The 16159-nt window shown below is 67.2% G+C and carries 18 protein-coding genes, 1 tRNA gene and 1 pseudogene; 12 read left to right on the top strand and 8 right to left on the bottom strand.

Annotated elements, in window-relative coordinates; genetic code table 11:
* The 4 genes and pseudogenes from ASG00_RS16855 to ASG00_RS04420 form a co-directional block, all read left to right on the top strand.
* Window positions 1-317: pseudogene (locus tag ASG00_RS16855) on the top strand (glutamate racemase); the annotation flags it as partial.
* On the top strand, window positions 314-1048 hold the full coding sequence (gene rph / locus ASG00_RS04430) for a ribonuclease PH (RefSeq protein ID WP_045248539.1): 735 nt from the start codon (window positions 314-316) through the stop codon (window positions 1046-1048). The pseudogene ASG00_RS16855 and the gene rph, both read left to right, overlap by 4 nt.
* 4 nt (window positions 1049-1052) lie before the next feature.
* Window positions 1053-1652, top strand: a complete 600-nt coding sequence (gene rdgB / locus ASG00_RS04425; RefSeq protein WP_056207204.1) for an RdgB/HAM1 family non-canonical purine NTP pyrophosphatase — start codon at window positions 1053-1055, stop codon at window positions 1650-1652.
* 205 nt (window positions 1653-1857) lie between these two features.
* Entirely contained in the window at window positions 1858-2775 is a 918-nt protein-coding gene (locus ASG00_RS04420; RefSeq protein WP_045248537.1) for a cation diffusion facilitator family transporter, read from the top strand.
* An 11-nt stretch (window positions 2776-2786) separates the two neighbouring features.
* Here ASG00_RS04420 and ASG00_RS04415 read toward each other — a convergent pair whose 3' ends face one another.
* Both ASG00_RS04415 and ASG00_RS04410 read right to left on the bottom strand, forming a co-directional pair.
* The gene (locus ASG00_RS04415) at window positions 2787-3476 is read right to left on the bottom strand and encodes a DedA family protein (protein WP_056207202.1); all 690 of its coding nucleotides are present in this window, start codon (window positions 3474-3476) and stop codon (window positions 2787-2789) included.
* Between the two features lie 51 nt (window positions 3477-3527).
* A tRNA-Leu gene (locus ASG00_RS04410) sits at window positions 3528-3609 on the bottom strand.
* Window positions 3610-3832: 223 nt separating this feature from the next.
* Here ASG00_RS04410 and ASG00_RS04405 point away from each other — a divergent pair.
* The 6 genes from ASG00_RS04405 to ASG00_RS04380 all read left to right on the top strand — a co-directional run bounded on the left by ASG00_RS04405 (window position 3833) and on the right by ASG00_RS04380 (window position 8150).
* On the top strand, window positions 3833-4333 hold the full coding sequence (locus tag ASG00_RS04405; RefSeq protein WP_056207200.1) for an ATPase, T2SS/T4P/T4SS family: 501 nt from the start codon (window positions 3833-3835) through the stop codon (window positions 4331-4333).
* Window positions 4334-4426: 93 nt separating this feature from the next.
* On the top strand, window positions 4427-4786 hold the full coding sequence (cmtR, locus tag ASG00_RS04400) for a Cd(II)/Pb(II)-sensing metalloregulatory transcriptional regulator CmtR (RefSeq protein ID WP_056207198.1): 360 nt from the start codon (window positions 4427-4429) through the stop codon (window positions 4784-4786).
* Window positions 4783-6699 (top strand): heavy metal translocating P-type ATPase, encoded by a 1917-nt coding sequence (locus tag ASG00_RS04395; protein ID WP_056207196.1) that lies wholly within the window; start codon window positions 4783-4785, stop codon window positions 6697-6699. The genes cmtR and ASG00_RS04395 overlap by 4 nt, the downstream gene beginning before the upstream one ends.
* On the top strand, window positions 6699-7307 hold the full coding sequence (locus ASG00_RS04390) for a cadmium resistance transporter (protein WP_056207194.1): 609 nt from the start codon (window positions 6699-6701) through the stop codon (window positions 7305-7307). Before ASG00_RS04395 ends, ASG00_RS04390 begins: the two co-directional genes overlap by 1 nt.
* On the top strand, window positions 7304-7828 hold the full coding sequence (locus ASG00_RS04385; protein WP_082483053.1) for a signal peptidase II: 525 nt from the start codon (window positions 7304-7306) through the stop codon (window positions 7826-7828). Before ASG00_RS04390 ends, ASG00_RS04385 begins: the two co-directional genes overlap by 4 nt.
* A 10-nt stretch (window positions 7829-7838) precedes the next feature.
* Window positions 7839-8150, top strand: a complete 312-nt coding sequence (locus tag ASG00_RS04380) for a DsbA family protein (protein WP_056207192.1) — start codon at window positions 7839-7841, stop codon at window positions 8148-8150.
* A 7-nt stretch (window positions 8151-8157) separates the two neighbouring features.
* Here the strand turns inward: ASG00_RS04380 and ASG00_RS04375 are convergent, their stop codons facing one another.
* From ASG00_RS04375 to ASG00_RS04360, 3 genes are read right to left on the bottom strand one after another with little or no spacing between them, the layout of a single operon-like run.
* On the bottom strand, window positions 8158-10104 hold the full coding sequence (locus ASG00_RS04375; protein ID WP_235557483.1) for a hypothetical protein: 1947 nt from the start codon (window positions 10102-10104) through the stop codon (window positions 8158-8160).
* A 5-nt stretch (window positions 10105-10109) separates the two neighbouring features.
* Window positions 10110-10445: a helix-turn-helix domain-containing protein gene (locus ASG00_RS04365; protein ID WP_056207187.1), complete on the bottom strand. Its 336-nt coding sequence runs from the start codon at window positions 10443-10445 to the stop codon at window positions 10110-10112.
* Window positions 10435-11553 carry a tyrosine-type recombinase/integrase gene (locus ASG00_RS04360; RefSeq protein ID WP_273190858.1) on the bottom strand — a complete coding sequence of 373 codons (1119 nt, stop codon included), beginning with the start codon at window positions 11551-11553 and terminating at the stop codon, window positions 10435-10437. Before ASG00_RS04360 ends, ASG00_RS04365 begins: the two co-directional genes overlap by 11 nt.
* A 125-nt stretch (window positions 11554-11678) precedes the next feature.
* Here ASG00_RS04360 and ASG00_RS04355 point away from each other — a divergent pair, with 125 nt between their 5' ends.
* Together ASG00_RS04355 and ASG00_RS04350 are read left to right on the top strand one after the other, a co-directional pair.
* A complete protein-coding gene (locus tag ASG00_RS04355) occupies window positions 11679-11903 on the top strand; it encodes a hypothetical protein (RefSeq protein ID WP_056207185.1) in 225 nt (74 codons plus the stop codon).
* A 114-nt stretch (window positions 11904-12017) separates the two neighbouring features.
* Window positions 12018-13109, top strand: coding sequence for a hypothetical protein (locus tag ASG00_RS04350; RefSeq protein ID WP_056207183.1), 1092 nt, complete (start codon window positions 12018-12020; stop codon window positions 13107-13109).
* Here ASG00_RS04350 and ASG00_RS14830 read toward each other — a convergent pair.
* The 3 genes from ASG00_RS14830 to ASG00_RS14825 form a co-directional block, all read right to left on the bottom strand.
* On the bottom strand, window positions 13087-13599 hold the full coding sequence (locus ASG00_RS14830) for a hypothetical protein (RefSeq protein ID WP_156454830.1): 513 nt from the start codon (window positions 13597-13599) through the stop codon (window positions 13087-13089). The genes ASG00_RS04350 and ASG00_RS14830 overlap by 23 nt on opposite strands.
* 470 nt (window positions 13600-14069) lie before the next feature.
* The gene (locus tag ASG00_RS14340; RefSeq protein WP_268768936.1) at window positions 14070-15398 is read right to left on the bottom strand and encodes a recombinase family protein; all 1329 of its coding nucleotides are present in this window, start codon (window positions 15396-15398) and stop codon (window positions 14070-14072) included.
* 114 nt (window positions 15399-15512) lie between these two features.
* Window positions 15513-16159, bottom strand: a 647-nt coding sequence (locus ASG00_RS14825; protein ID WP_200930853.1) for a zinc ribbon domain-containing protein, incomplete at its 5' end; no start/stop codon positions are given.

Genomic DNA, 16159 nt, shown 5'->3' with positions numbered 1-16159 from the left:
CCCTCGTGCTCGGCTGCACCCACTACCCGTTCCTCGAGGGCGCGATCAGCTATGTGATGGGCCCGGACGTGAGCCTCGTCTCGAGCGACACCGAGACCGCGAAGGACGTCTACCGCGAACTGGTCTCCCGCGACCTGCTCGCACCGGCGGATGCCGCACCCCACCACGTCTACGAGGCGACGGGAACGTCCGCCGACGACTTCATCCGGCTCGCCCATCGACTGATGGGCCGCGAGGTGCGCAGCGTGCAGCTCGTGCAGACCGGAGTCATCGACCTGCCGCGGAGGGCCGCGGCATCCGAGGAGGCCATCTCATGACCGACATCGTCCGCGCCGACGGCCGCGCCGTCGACCAGCTGCGTCCCGTGACCATCGAACGCGGGTGGAGCGCCCAGGCCGAGGGCTCCGCGCTCATCTCGTTCGGCAACACCAAGGTGCTGTGCACGGCGTCGTTCACGAACGGCGTGCCGCGCTGGCTGACCGGCAAGGGCAAGGGGTGGGTGACCGCCGAGTACGCGATGCTTCCGCGCGCCACCAACCAGCGCAACGACCGCGAGAGCGTGAAGGGCAAGATCGGCGGTCGCACGCACGAGATCTCCCGGCTCATCGGTCGCGCGCTGCGTGCCGTCGTCGACACGAAGGCGCTCGGGGAGAACACGATCGTCATCGACTGCGACGTGCTGCAGGCCGACGGCGGAACCCGTACGGCGGCGATCACCGGCGCCTACGTCGCCCTCGCCGACGCGATCGCGTGGGGGCGCGAGAAGAAGTTCATCGGCCAGAAGTCGCAGGTGCTCATCGACTCGGTCTCGGCCGTGTCCGTCGGCATCATCGATGGTGAGCCGATGCTCGACCTCGCGTACGTCGAGGACGTGCGCGCCGAGACCGACATGAACGTCGTCGTCACCGGCCGTGGGCTCTTCGTCGAGGTGCAGGGCACCGCCGAGGGCGCGCCGTTCGACAAGCGCGAACTCGACCGCCTGCTCGAACTGGGAGTCGCCGGTGCCGCGTCGCTGCGGGACGCCCAGACCGCTGCGCTCGAGGGCTGAGCGGATGCCGCAGCGCATCGTGCTGGCCACGCACAACGCCCACAAGGTCGAGGAGTTCGCGGCCATCGTCGCCGCGACCCGGCCCGACCTCGAGGTCGTCGGCTACGACGGGCCCGAACCGGTCGAGGACGGCGTCACATTCGCGCAGAATGCGCTGATCAAGGCGCGGGCCGCCGCCGCCCACACCGGCCTCGCCGCCCTCGCCGACGACTCGGGCATCTGCGTCGACGTGCTCGGCGGCTCGCCGGGCGTGTTCTCGGCCTACTGGGCCGGCCACCGCAAAGACGGCCGCGCGAACCTCGAACTGCTGCTCGACCAGCTCTCCGACGTCCCCGACCCGCACCGCGGCGCCCAGTTCGTCTCGACGATCGCGCTCGTCGTGCCCGGCGGCGACGAGCACGTCGTCGAGGGCGTGTGGCCCGGGCGCCTCGCGCTGGCGGCCTCGGGCGACGGGGGCTTCGGCTACGACCCGATCTTCATCCCCGAGGGTCAGGATCTCGCGGCCGAGCGCACCGTCGGCGAGTGGAGTGCGGCGGAGAAGAACGCGGCATCCCATCGCGCGCGCGCCTTCGTCGCGCTCGCGCCGCTGCTCAGCGCGCTCTGACGCGGGGGCGCGGCGGCCGGGCGGCCTGCGGCCGCGCGTGGGCGACCGCATCTCCGGAGATCCGCGCCTGACCGCGCGTCGCCGACGGCAGAGGAGCCGGTTCTCCGGAGTGGGCGCACGCCGCCGGGCGACCCTGAGAATCGGTCTCGTTCCCGACTAGCGCGAGGACGCGGCATCCGGCACCTCCCGGTTCTACCGTGGAGTCATGCACGATCACGCGCACGGAGCCGGGGGGCTCCGCGGGGGAAGCAATCGCCGGCTGCTGGCGATCTCGTTGTCGATCACCTCGGTGGTCTTCGTCGTCCAGGTCGTGGGGGCGATCCTCACCGGGTCGCTCGCGCTGCTGGCCGACTCGGCCCACATGCTGACGGATGCCGCGGCCCTCGTCGTCGCGCTCATCGCGAGCGCCGTGGCGGCCCGGCCGGCGAACGAGCGGCGCACGTTCGGCTACCAGCGCGCCGAGGTGTTCGGTGCCCTCATCAACGGCGTCATCCTGATCGGCTTGAGCGTCTGGATCGTCGTCGAGGCGATCACCCGTCTCGTCTCCAACGAGGACGCCCACGTGCTCGCCGGCCCCATGCTCGTCGTCGCGATCGTGGGCCTTCTCGCGAACGCGACCGCGATGTGGCTTCTCAGCGCCGCCCAGCGTCACAGCCTGAATGTGCGCGGCGCCTACATCGAGGTGATGGGTGACCTGCTGGGCTCCGCGGCGGTGATCATCGCGGCGGTCGTGATCCTCGTGACGGGGTTCGGTCAGGCTGACGCGATCGCGTCGCTCGCGATCGCCGCCCTGATGATCCCGCGCGCGATCGGGCTGCTGCGCGAGGTGTTCTCCGTGCTCGCCGAGTCGGCACCGGCCGGCATGCAGGTCGAGAAGATCCGCGATCACATCCTGCAGACGCACGGCGTCGTCGCGGTGCACGACGTGCACGTGTGGCAGCTGACGCGGGGAGCCCCGGTCTTCTCAGCCCATGTCGTCGTGACCGACGAGTGCTTCGCGAGCGGGGAGGCCGGCGGCATCCTGAGCCGTCTGCAGACGTGCCTCGCCGACCACTTCGACGTCGAGCACTCGACGTTCCAGCTGGAGCCCGCCGGGCACGTCGAGCACGACGCCCACGTCTGACGCTGCGCTGATCAGGCCTCGCCGGCGGATGCCGCGGCATCCCGCGCGATGCGCGCCTTCTTCGCCTTCTGACGCTCGCGCAGGTAGTGGTAGCCGGTGACGAGCACCGTCAGCACCACGACACCCACGAGGATCAGGTCGATGTAGTTGACGACGAAATGACGGATCCACGGCACGTACGCGATCACGTAGCCGAGCATCGTCATGCCGAAGCCCCAGAGCAGCGCGCCGATCAGGTTGTAGAGCGAGTAGCGCTTCCACGGCATGTGGCCGACGCCGGCGGCGACCGGCGCGAAGGTGCGCACGATCGGCACGAAGCGGGCGAGGATGACGGTGAGCCCGCCGAAGCGCTCGAAGAACGCGTTCGTGCGATCGACGTTGTGTTTGCTGAAGAGCCCGGATTCCTTGCGTTCGAAGATCGCCGGCCCGGCTTTGTGTCCGATGAGGTAGCCGACTTCACCGCCGATGAACGCCGAGAGGGCGATGAGCAGGGACACCACCCAGATGTTGAGCCCGAAGATGTCGTGGGTGTTGGTGAGCACACCCGCGATGATCAGCAGGGTGTCGCCGGGCAGCAGGAACCCGACGAGCAGGCCCGTCTCGGCGAACACGATGAAGCAGACGACGGCGAGAGCCCACGGACCTGCCTGGTTGATGATGTGGACAGGGTCGAGCCAGGGGATGAGCGCTGCGTGGTGCACGGGAAACCCGATCTAGACAGGGGACCTGCCGACGACAACGGCCGCCGGTCGTGCGGAAGGTGGGACTTGAACCCACACGCCCTCAGGCACAGGAACCTAAATCCTGCGTGTCTGCCAATTTCACCACTCCCGCGAGTGCGATCAGTCTAGTGAGAGGCATCGTCGCGGAAGCGGCGATGGCCGACGGTTCCCGGCGGTCTCGCGGCTAGCCGTCACGGGTGTCGTTCGTGGCTGGCGCGATCGGGTGCGGGCTGGGTCCGCGATGCGGCACGCGTGCCTGCCTGGTCTCCTCCCCACGAGGGCGACTGTGGAGAGCGCTCCGCGCGCAGGCGGCGCTCGTTGCCAGGATGCGTCGCATGAACCCGCCTCCGATCGCGACGCCGCCCACCGGCCGCGCCGTCGTGGTCGAGCGGGTGCGTGAGCGGCTGCGCTCCGAGCGCACCGACGCGTCGCGGCATCCGGAGATCGTCGCCGACGTCGTGCGCGCCGAAGTGCGGCGCTTCAACGATCAGGCGCTCGCGCGCGGCGCGGCTCCGCTCGACGACGAGCACGCCGCGGTGCGTGCCGTGCTCGCCGCGGTGAGCGGATTCGGGGTGCTGCAGACCTATGTCGATGACCCGACGGTCGAGGAGATCTGGATCAACGCGCCCGACCGCGTCTTCATCGCGCGCGGAGGTCGCAGCGAGCGTGTCGCGCTGACGCTCACCGATGAGGGGGTGCGTGACCTCGTCGAGCGGATGCTGCACACCACCGGCCGCCGCGTCGACCTCAGTCAGCCGTTCGTCGACGCGTCGTTGCCCGACGGCAGCCGTCTGCACGTCGTGATCCCCGATACTGGTAGCGCCGATTGTTGTTGAGTCGCGAATTGACCAGATGTCGGCTGGCTTCCGGGTGGTGGCTGGCCACCGGCCGATCCGTGATTGATCAGCGCATACTGTATAGTTCAGTGCATGCTGACCATTGCTTCACGCCTCGATGTCATGAACCGGCTCGGCCGGGCCATGGCAGACCCGACGCGTTCCCGGATCCTGATGTCCCTGCTCGATGGCCCGAGTTACCCGGCTGTGCTCTCGCGCGAGCTGGAGCTGACGCGCTCGAACGTGTCGAACCATCTCACGTGCTTGCGTGACTGCGGGATCGTGGTCGGCGAACCGGAGGGTCGTCAGACCCGTTACGAGATCGCCGACCCGCACCTCGCCGCCGCGCTTGTCGCGTTGGTGGATGTCACCTTGGCTGTCGACGAGCACGCTCCGTGCGTGGACTCGGCGTGCACGGTGCCGGGGTGCTGCGGAGCGGGGGCTGACGCGTGAGCGCGGCGTGCGGCTGCGAGCATGAGCCTGCCGCCACGGCGGGCGAGGAACACGAGGAGGCCGAGCGGCCCTGGTGGAGGGACCGGAGGGTCATGGTGCCGGTGTTCTCCGGTGTCGCGTTCCTGGCCGGTCTGGTCTTTGAGTGGTCCGGCCTCGCGATCCCGGCGCTGGTGCTGTTCTGGATCGGTCTCCTGCTGGGTGCGTCGACGTTCACGCCCGGTGCGATCCGGAAGCTGTTCAAGGGCAAGCTCGGCATCGGACTCCTGATGACGATCAGCGCTGTCGGCGCGGTGATCCTCGGCTACGTGGAGGAAGCCGCAGCGCTGGCGTTCCTGTATTCGATTGCTGAGGCCCTGGAGGACAAGGCGATGGACAGGGCCCGCGGGGGTCTGCGGGCGTTGCTGAAGCTCGTTCCGGAGACCGCGACCGTGCTGCGCGACGGCGGGTCCGTGGAGGTGCAGGCGAAGGAGCTGACGGTCGGCCAGGTCATGGTCGTTCGTCCGGGCGAGCGGATCGCGACCGACGGGATCGTTCGTGCGGGGCGTTCCAGCCTGGACACGTCGGCGATCACCGGGGAATCGATCCCGGTCGAGGTCGGGCCCGGGGATGCGGTGTCGGCCGGCGCGATCAACAGCTCCGGCGCGCTGGAGGTCGAGACGACGGCGGCGGGCACAGACAACTCGCTCACGACCATCGTCGAGTTGGTGGAGCAGGCGCAGACGGAGAAGGGCGAGCGGGCGCGTCTCGCGGACCGGATCGCGCGCCCGCTGGTGCCGGGCGTGCTGATTCTCGCTGCGCTGGTTGCGCTGATCGGGTCGCTGCTGGGCGACCCGGAGGTGTGGATCACCCGCGCGCTCGTCGTGCTGGTCGCCGCCTCTCCCTGCGCGCTGGCGATCTCGGTGCCGCTGACGGTCGTGGCCGCGATCGGCGCGGCGAGCAAGTTCGGCGTGATCATCAAGTCGGGTGCGGTGTTCGAGCGGTTCGGTGCTGTCCGGCACGTCGCTGTCGACAAGACCGGCACCCTGACCCGCAACGAGCCGACGGTTACCGCCGTCCTTACCGCCGACGGCGTGACCGAGACGCAGGCGTTCGCCTGGGCGGCAGCGCTGGAACAGCACAGCACGCATCCTCTCGCTGCGGCGATCACCGCGGCAGCGCCGGGTGTTCCGGCGGCTGCCGGCGTGACCGAGCAGGCGGGGCACGGCATCGAAGGCACCGTCGACGGGGCGAGGATCATAGTCGGCAGCCCCCGCTGGCTTGACGCCGCTGGGCTCGGCGACCGGGTGGCGGTTCTCGAGGAGAAAGGGATGACTGTCGTGATCGTGCACCGTGACGGGGCACCTGTTGCCGCGATCGGCGTCCGTGACGAACTGCGACCAGAAGTCCCCGAAGTCGTCCGCACCCTCGCGGATCAGGGCATCGAGGTGACCATGCTCACCGGCGACAACGCCCGCACCGCTCGTGCACTGGCTGCGCAGGCCGGGATCAATGACGTGCGCGCGGAACTGCGTCCTGAGGACAAGGCGACCGCGATCGGCGAGCTGTCGAAGGCGGGATCGGTCGCGATGATCGGCGACGGCATCAACGACGCTCCGGCCCTCGCGGCCGCCGACATCGGCATCGCGATGGGCGCGACCGGCTCCGATGCCGCGATCGAGTCCGCCGACGTCGCCTTCACCGGCCACGACCTGCGCCTCATCCCGCGGGCGTTCGACCACGCCCGCCGGGGACGGCGGATCATCAACCAGAACATCATCCTGTCGCTGCTGATCATCACCGCGCTGCTCCCGCTCGCCCTGTTCGGGGTCCTGGGTCTCGCCGCCGTCGTCCTTGTCCACGAGATCGCCGAGGTCATCGTGATCCTCAACGGGCTGCGCGCCGCCCGCACCCGCACCCCACGGTTGGAGAGCTGATGCTCGCGACCATCGGCTCCGCGATCGGTCTGTTCGCGGCGACCAACATCGACGACATCGTCGTGCTCACCGTTCTCTTCCTCGCCTCCCGGCGCGGGAGCCCACGACCCTGGCAGATCGTCGCGGGCCAGTACCTCGGGTTCATCACCCTGGTCGTGATCAGCGTGGTCGCCGCCCTCGGCTTGACGATCGTCCCGGACGAATGGGTCGGGTTCCTCGGCCTGATCCCGCTCGGCATCGGCATCTGGACCCTCGTGCGCGGCCTGCGCCGCAACGGAGACGACGATGACGACGACCACAAGATCACTGCGGTCGGGCTGTGGGGCGTAGCGGGGATCACCATCGCCAACGGGGCGGACAACATCTCCCTCTACACGCCGATCTTCCGCACCAGCACCCCCGGCGACGTCGCGATCATGATCGTCGTGTTCCTGATCCTCGTCGCCGTCTGGTGCGCCGCTGGCCGACTGATCGGGACCCACAAGGCCGTCACGGAGACGCTCGAGCGCGTCGAGCACTGGCTCGTTCCCGTCGTCTTCATCGGCCTGGGCCTGTTCATCCTGATCGAATCCGGCGTCATTGTCCGCCTCTTCGAGGTCCTCGCATGACCCCGGACGCGAAAACTGACGTTGAGCGGGCGTCGGAAGAGCAGTCGCAGAGAGGGCGCTGGCGGCTCACGGCCTGGGCGCTGCTGATCGCCGTCCTCGTCGTCCTGGTCGACCAGGGGACGAAGGCGTGGGCCGAGGCCGCCTTGTCGGAGCACGAGCGGATCCCGTTGGTCGGCGACCTGCTGGGCCTGCAGCTCGCGTACAACCCCGGAGCGGCGTTCTCCTTCGGCGAGGGCTCCACCTGGGTGTTCGCTCTCATCGCCGTCGCGGCCACCGTCACTGCGATCGTATTCGCGTTCCGCGTCCGACGCCCTGGGTGGGCGATCGTCATCGGCGCGCTCGGCGGGGCCGCCGCCTCGCACGCCGGCGACAGGCTCTTCCGTGCCCCAGGATTCGCTCGGGGGCACGTCGTGGACTTCCTCGCCTATGGCAACTGGTTCATCGGGAACGTCGCCGACATCGTGATCGTCACCGCCGCGATCGCCGGAGCGCTGTTGATGATCCGCGGCACCGAGAACTGAGAGGACCTTCATGGAGATCACACTGCAGTACTTCGACGGCTGCCCGAACTGGGAGGTGCTCGATCACCGGCTTGCTCAGGTCGTCGAGGGTCGAGCGGATGTCCGCGTCGCCCATCAGCGAGTCGAGACCGCCGAGGACGCCGCCCGCCTCGGGTTTCACGGGTCTCCGACCGTCCTCGTCAACGGCGTGGACCCCTTCGCGGAGGAGGGTGCGCCGGTGGGGCTCGCCTGTCGAGTGTTCCGCACCCCTGCCGGGCTGGCAGGGTCACCGACCGTCGATCAGCTGCGCGAAGCGATTTCCGGCCCCGGCTCGGACGTGTGATGCTCGTTCAGGCGTGGGTGGAACGAAGCGCCGGGTAGTCGGACCATTCACCGCCGGCGAGACGCGACCATGATGCAGCGGACGCCGTCGTGATGCCGAGGAGATCCGAGACGATCCGGGGATGCAATTGCCGGGTGAGCTCGATGAGCGCTGTCGTGCGGGCGCTCCCGGCAAGCAAACCTTCGGTGCGAAGACGGCGGCTCAGCGGGCCCGGGGTGAGGTGACGGCCGGGGTTCCTGCCGGGGAACAGCCATCCTTCTGGGTGGTGCTGGGCAGCATCGACAAGTTCGACGATGGCGTCGCCGAGGATCTCGGGGAGCTCGATCGGCTCGGCTCCGACGGTGAGTGTTACGGGCTGCGAGCTCGTATTGACCTGTGTCCGTGTGATCGTGACGATGCGGGTCAGTTGTATTCCGTAGAGCAGCACGAGGAGACCTGCGGCCCGGGTCTTCGGGTCCAGGTCAGGATCGGACAGGAACCTGCGGGCCATCTGCCAGCGGTGGTCGGAGGCGTAGTCTCGCCCTTCGAGGCGGTGGGCTCGGAATTCGACCCGAAGGGTGCTCAGCCGGTGCTTTCGGAGCCAGCGAGTGAACGGTGCCAGCGCGTCGCGTTGGCTGGGCGAACCGGTCAGATAGGCGTCGAGCCGGCGCTGCGGGAACGTCGCCGGTGTCTCCTGTTGCGCCCGGATCTCTCCAAGGAGCGCGGCACAGTACTTCAGCGCGGCTCGTTGCCTCTGGAAGCCGGCGGCGGGGCTGGATTGGCTGCGGGTTCGAGTGGACCGGAGGAGCTCCCAGGTGCAGTAGCGGCGGAGGATCAGCCGGTCCTCGGGGTGGTCGATGTCGTCGAGCCAGTCGTTGAGCCAGTGGTTGAAGCGTGTTGCTTCGACGTCGAGCGCCGGGAGCACTCCTGAGCGGACCAGAAGCGAGAGGAGGAACGCGACGGCCTGTCCTGACTGGGCTCGGGTAATGATCGCCTCGGCGGTGAGCGGCAGGGCTCCGTCCGCGAGCTCGCGGAGTACGCTCGCGCATTTACTCTTGTGCAGCCAGCGTTCCAGCGACGCCGCCTTGCTGTGATGCGTGAGCAGGTAGTCCGTAAGAGGGTGAAGATCCGTCCGAATCTCTCCCGTGTCGTCGGCGAGCAGCTGCTGGATCGCGATGGGCCTGCGGCACTCGACGCAGAGGTGATGCTTGCGGATCTCCTCGATCGAGCCGCAGCCAGGACAAGCCATCGTTACCGGCGCACCCGCGCAGTCAGCACAGACCTTCTGATCATTCATGAACCCGGTGAGGAACACCCTGCGCCCGCACTCGGGGCAGGGCTGGGGTCTGCGCATCGCGTAGTAGCAACGCGCGCAGACCCGTCGCCCGTCAAGGTGGGAGGCGACGCGGCCAGGCTCTCCGCAGAGACCGCAGGTCTTGATCGGTGCGGTGTAACAGGCCAGGCAGACAAGTTCCGGGCGGCGGACGATGATCGTCGCATGCTGACCGCACCGCGAGCAGTCGCCGAACGATCGAGGGTCGGCTCGCCAGCAGTCGCGGCAGAAGCGCTGCCCGTCGATCGTGCGCTGCACGGGTCGGACCCGGCCACAGGAAGCGCAGGAAACCGACCGGGCGTTCCGCTCGCATCGGGAGCAGTGCCGACCACCGTTCGGTGTCTTGTGTGGCAGACGGACCGCGCGGCCACACGACTCGCACGTCGGCAGGACGACCATGCCTGCTCCGTCGTCGACGAGCGCACGGGCCAGGTCCTGAACAGTCACCGGCACGTTCGCATGCCGCCCCTCGAGGACCCCCGGCTGCTTGATCAGCGCAAGCTCAAGAAGCCGCTGCGTCAGCGGCACCGGCGCGACTGAATGCACGATCTCGACGAGACGCTCGGGCGAGATCTCGGGAACAAGGGGGCGTACGAGGTCGACGACTTCCGCGACTCGCGGCTGCTGCGGAGGCTTCGCCACCGCGGCTACTTCGTCCGCGGCCGGCGGATCGTCGCGCGAACGGGGCGGAGATCGCCAATCGACCCGCGCGTCGCTTCTTCGCCCACGGCAACCGGGGCCGAGGCCTCCCGGCGAGTGATCGTCACGAGATCGTCGAGTGAACACTCCAGCGCATCGCACAGAGCAGCGAGGACGTCGAGACGCACCCGCTGGGGTGGCTGCGTCACCAGCCGATACACCTGCTCTCGGGACAGGTCGATGCCGCGGTCCTCGAGCAGAGGCTTCAGCTTGGAGGTCTGGAAGATCCCGCGCGAGGCCATCACACTGCGCAGATTCCATCCGGTATCGAGCTCAATGGTCATCAGCTTCTCCTTCGATGAGGGCCTTCAGGGCTTCGGCGAGCACCCGGTTCTTGTAGTCCGAACTGACAGAGGCGTAGATCGAGGTCGTCGACGCGTGCATGTGCCCGACCTGCTCCTGGACGAATCGATCGGCGTAGCCGAACTCCAGCAGGTGCGTCACATAGGAATGCCGGAGGCTGTGCAGCGTCAAATCCTTCGACAGGCCGGCCTCGTCCCGCAGCTCCGCGAATCTTCGGTCGAGATAACCGGCGGACAGACGCGTGCGGCGCTCGGTCACCCAGAGCGCGTCGAGGTCATCTCCGGGCGCGAAGCGCTCCCGGGCCTGCTCGAGCCATTGCTGCATGCCGGGCACCCACCAATCGAACTCCGGCACCAGCAGCACCGTGCGCCGTCGTGGTGCGCCGCCGCCCGCGGCCTTCGCCCACCGCACATGGATCGCACCAAAGCGCCCCCACTGGCGCATCTTCGCGTTGTGGTGCAGATCGACGGTATCGAGCATCACCGCCTCGGTGCGGCGCAGACCGAACGCGTACACCGTCTTCAGCAACTGGGCATCCCTCAGCGCGCCGAGCGCGCCCTTGCGGCCCGACGCCACGAGCAGCTCAACGCGGGCGTCGGCCGTGTCGAACAGGCGCTCCACCTCGTCATACGTGAACGGGCGACGCTTCCCATCGCCTTCGAACTCGAACCGGTGCGCCACTGTGTTCCACGGCAGACACACTTGCGAGGGGACGTCCCCGAACTCGCGATCGCAGATCTCCATCCAGTCGTACAACGGGTTCGTGAGGTAGTCACAGAACCCACGGATCGACCCATGATTGGCGCGCATCGTCGACAGCGTCCGAGTCCGGCCACCGGACTCCGCAGTGAACTCATCCACATCCGCCACCGTCCATTTCCACGGCGGCTTGTCCACGAAATCACGGAACCGGGTCACCGTCGCCGTCCGATTTCGGATCGTCTGATCACGAAGCCCCCGTGACAACTGCTGGTTCCGCCAGCCCTCGATCATCGCGTTGAAGACCTGCTCCTCAGGGTTCGCCAGCGCGACGTTCGAAGCTGAAGTGATCAGTCGAAGCGCCGCTGGAGAAGCCCCAAAGTCTTGCATTAGATGCAACAAAGTATGGGACAGTGCATCACCATGTCAACTCAGGACTCGGCATCCGCAAGATCGCGCTGTTATGGTCAGAGCAGTTCGGCACCGAACAAGACGAATAGGCGTCGTTTGCAAACGTGAACAGTTGCATTCACTGCAACACGCGATGGTTCATCACGCGGCGTCACTGGTCGGTGAACATCCGCAAGTTCCTTCCGTCCTTCGGCGGGCTCGGCGACCTCGTGGCGGCGGGCTCCCTCGACGCGCAGCGTGCCGACCTGCTGCACACGGCCATGCGGGCGGGACGCAGCATCCTTGTCTCCGGTGCCACCCATGCCGGGAATACCACATGGAGTATCTGACCTCAGTAAGTCCGTGGTGGAGAGCGACACCTAGGACGATTTCTGACCCTCGGCGTGTCGCGACCCGGATCTCGTGTGCGTTCGCGGTAAAAGTGGGATCTGGAGGATCAGATCGTGAGCACAACGCTAGCGGGAAGGATCGAACCGAGTTTCCTGTTTCAGGCCGGTTCGACGGACTTTGCTGCTGCCGTTGCGCAGGCTCGTGAGACTCCTGGTGCCGGCGTCGTGCTGACTGGCTCCGAGGTCGGCAGCTTGCGCGGACTGTCCGAGTCAGAGCCTGATCTTGTTCTCGTTGTCGACGACGGTAGTTGGCGTGATGCGATCGCGGATGTCGACCGCCCGCTGTCGAAGGTCGCCGACGACGGGTTGTTTGGCCTCAGTCTGGATGAGTACACCGCTGCGCTTGTCGACGCGGGAGCGACGGCGGTGCTGTCTCCGACGCGAGCGATCCGTCGCGAGGGGTGGCAGCGCACACTGGCGAGTCTGTTCATGGAGCTCGACAAGGCGACGCGTCCGGAGCTGATTCCCCATCTCCCGCTGCAGTCGTCCATCCTCGACGAGGACAATCTCGTTGCTCTGCGGCAGGCCCTTGATGAGTTTGGGCGCCCGGTCTCGATGACACTTCTTGGCGGCCGAGACTCGATGGTTCCTAATGGGCGGTTGGCGTCTCTTCGCCACCTCGTTGCTGATGGGTGGGTGCAGCGGCTGTTCGCGACGGAGCCACTCATCGCGGCCGACACGTTCGCTCACGGCGCCGCGTCGGTCGCGGTCGGAATCAACAGCGGCCTTCGGGTTCCGTCGATGCCAGGTGGCGGGGGCAGGCGCTCGCGTAACTTCGAGCTGGGTGTCTTTCATCGTCCGATCATGGAGATCTGCACGCCGACGGTGTTCGCGGAGATGTACGCGTCACGACCGGATGCGCCCTCATGCACAGAGTGCGGGGGACGTTCGTTGACGATCTATCGACAGCGGGAGTACGCAGAATTCGTCGAGCACAACCTTCATGCCTTCACCGATCACCACAACGAGGTCGCTGCGCTTGATCCGCAGCTCCGCCGCGGGTGGCTCGCACAGGAGCGGGCGTCTGCGTTGGCTGGGCACCCGCTGGCACTGGTTCGTGGAGCCGGGGGCCCGAACAGGACGCTCGTGCAGCTGGTCGAGCTTGACGGTCTGACACCCGAGTTCAGTGGTGCGGGAGCGCGCTGAGCCAGTGGTCGTAGGCTCGCTCGTGGAACGCCCACGTCGCCGGATCTAGATCGTTGTTGACGGGGATTGGCTCGACGAGTTGTTCGTGAACGGGCCCGGTGGTGATTACCAGGCCGACCCCGAGGGCGCTGGCTTCGAGCGCAAGCTCTCCAAGCCCCGTTCTCGGCCAGGGGGTGACGACGCTCACCGGGCTGACGGCCCGGAATATCACCGCGCGGTTGAACGCCGCTCGAGCATCGCGAGCATGAACTTCGACCTTGATCACACGCCCGGCTGGACGAGCCGGCAGTGCTGAGCTCAGATCTCCAACTGGAGCTAGCTCGTCCGCCTCAAGGTTGTGAAGAGCATCGTCAAGAAGATCTAGCCGGGTCACGGCTCCCATCCCGATGCTCGCTCTCCGCTGGTGCTCTGCCAGATCCGGGGCGAAGAACGCGTCACCAACCGCGCCGCTCAGGCGAGCGGCGCCAGCGAGACGGTCGAGCGTGGTCATCTGGGAGATAGGTGATCCCATGCTCTCCACCCTATCTCCAAATGGAGTAATCTGGACTTTCCAACACACCAATTGGAGTTAGCTTGGGTGCGATGTTCACGACGACCGGTTTGGCGAACCGGCTTGGCGTGAGTACTTCCACGGTTACGAACTGGACACAGCGATCCCGTGATCCGCTCGCATGCTCCGGCACTGGACGTGAGCGTCGGATCGATTGGGACGACTATGTCGCGTTCGCGAGCAAACACCCAGGTCTTCGTGGTGTCGCACGTCAGGCCGCGTCGGTGGCCGACGGTCAGAGGCCGGAACTCGCGTCGACGTTGCAGACGCTGGAACGCGTCTTGCAGCAGGTCGAGTCCGTGATTGAGGACGCTAAGCGTACCGGGGATGCTTCCAAGGGCTTGAGGCGACAGATTCGCCAGGTTGTTCGTAGCCTCGAGGGCGTCGGATAGCACCCCGACAGAGCATGCTCAGGTGGCGGCGTAACCGTCCAACGGCGAAATTCCTCGAGCTGTCTCGTGGGGTGGACACGTGCCGCCGTAGACGCAGTCCGGGTAAAACGCACAGACGACCGCCCGGCGAAAGGACAGACTCGCTCCCCACCGCTCCTGAAGGTCTGGCCCTGCGAGCGACAGGACTCTTGCCCTGCGGTGTGCGCTGAGAGCTCGGAAACCTTCGCAGAGAACGGTCGTCTGGGGGACCCGACGCTCGAGATACTCAGCATGATCGAGTTCCCCCGCGCCAAAATCTTCCGCGAGGAGAACGAGCCGACGACGAGCTTCCCGGACACTGCGGAGTATCTGATGCGCGCACGGCAGATGTCCGATCCGCTCCCTGTTCAAGAGGTTGAAGACCTCGGCCTCGACTTTGGCGTCCAAGAACTTGGCATCGAGGGTCGGTCCGCCGCATCGGACGGTCGCGGTGCGGCACGAGTATTCTCGGCGCCCGAGCCGGTTGACGCCGGAAACGAGGCGACCAGTGCATCGAGGGCAACAGACGATGCCTCCCAGAAGGCTCCGGGACGAGCGCGAGGCCGCGATGCCCGGCAGCAGCAACTGGGCTTCGACGAGCGCTGCCTCATCGGCAGTGATGATCGCGTCCCAGCGTCCTGGGGTTTGTGGCTCGCGCTCCGCCGTGAGGCGCCGCCGGTGCAGTCGGTCGCTGCCGAGAATCGACCGGATGGTGGTCGCGCCCCACCGGTCGCCGCCGATCGGCGTTCGGACTCCCGCTCGGGTGAGGTCTCTGGCGATGACAACGGGAGTTAGCCCAATCAGATAGTCATCCACGATACGACGGATGACCCTGCCCTCATGTGTGTCGAGGGAGCCATCGCGCCGGTATCCGTAGTGGCGTCCGCCGTGCAGTAGTCCGCGTTTGGCGCGTTGTTGTTGAGCGCGGGCTACTCGGGCGCCCTTGTGGGCGGATTCGTAGTGCGCAAATGCGACGAGCTGGCGGGCGAACAGGCGTCCTTCGTGCCGATTGAGGTCGAAGGACCCGCCCTGCACGGATTCCACGCGGATCGGGTTGGCATCGAGCAGGTCGAGGAGCTGCTCGAGCTCTCGCGGCTTGCGGTAGAGGCGATCGAGATGCCAGACGATCACGGTGGTGGTCGCTGACTCTTCGAGCTGCCGCAGCAGCTCTTGGTAGGCGGGGCGTGCTCGGTCTTGGTAGGCGGAGACGGCTTCGTCGGCGAACTCGATCATCCGCGCGTAGCCGAGCTCGTGAGCCAGCTCAACGCAGTCGGCTCGTTGTTGCCCGATGGAAGCGTGTTCGCTGGTCCGGTTGGCGGAGATCCGCAGATAGATCAGGGCAGTCGTGGTTCCGATGGGGCTCTCCGGGGTGAGCGCAGCGCGTACGTCAGCCTCCCCGCGCGAGCTCGCCGGATCTGATCTGACCTTCGGGTGCGTGGTTGGTTAGGGGCGGTAGGTGATGCGAACCCGGGACGTGTCGAAGCTGCGTCCCGGTCGGCCGGGAGCGATCCGGAGTTTGGCGATGAACGTCGTGATCACGGCGCGGCGGTCGGTGACATCGAGTGCATGCCACCAACTCTCGAGCGCTTCCCGGTTCCCGACGGGTGCCGCATACAGGCCGATCGCTCCCTCAGCAGCGACGAGGCGCCGCTCAACGTCGCGAAGCGCTGAGCTGGCGGCCTCGATCCCGATCTGGTGTTCACGGCGCGTGATGACGCGGTGCTGATAGTCCTGATCGAGTTGACCGATCCGAACATTGATGTTCGCGACCTGCCGCAGTAGTGCGTTCGTCGATGGCCCGTCTCTCCCGGCCGGAGGGTGGGCGAGGCGGCGCAGAACGCGGTCGGTGACGTAGTCGTCGAGGTGGGCGGTGTTGATACTCAGTCCACCCCGTTCAGGGCGGGAGGGGTCATTTTGACATGTGTACCGCCGGGTGTCGCTGGTGGGGGAGAGCTTTCCGGTGATGGTGAGTCCGGCGCCGCACTTCCCGCAGCTCGCGATCCCGCCTAACAGAGTCGGGCGTGCCGGTGTGGTGCGCCGGCGGGTGGGATCGGCGAAGATCGCCCGGATCTGCGCGGTCTCCTCCGGGG

The sequence above is a fragment of the Microbacterium sp. Leaf351 genome (assembly GCF_001423825.1).
Lineage (GTDB): Bacteria > Actinomycetota > Actinomycetes > Actinomycetales > Microbacteriaceae > Microbacterium > Microbacterium ginsengisoli.
This window is presented reverse-complemented; position numbering and strand designations above follow the sequence as displayed.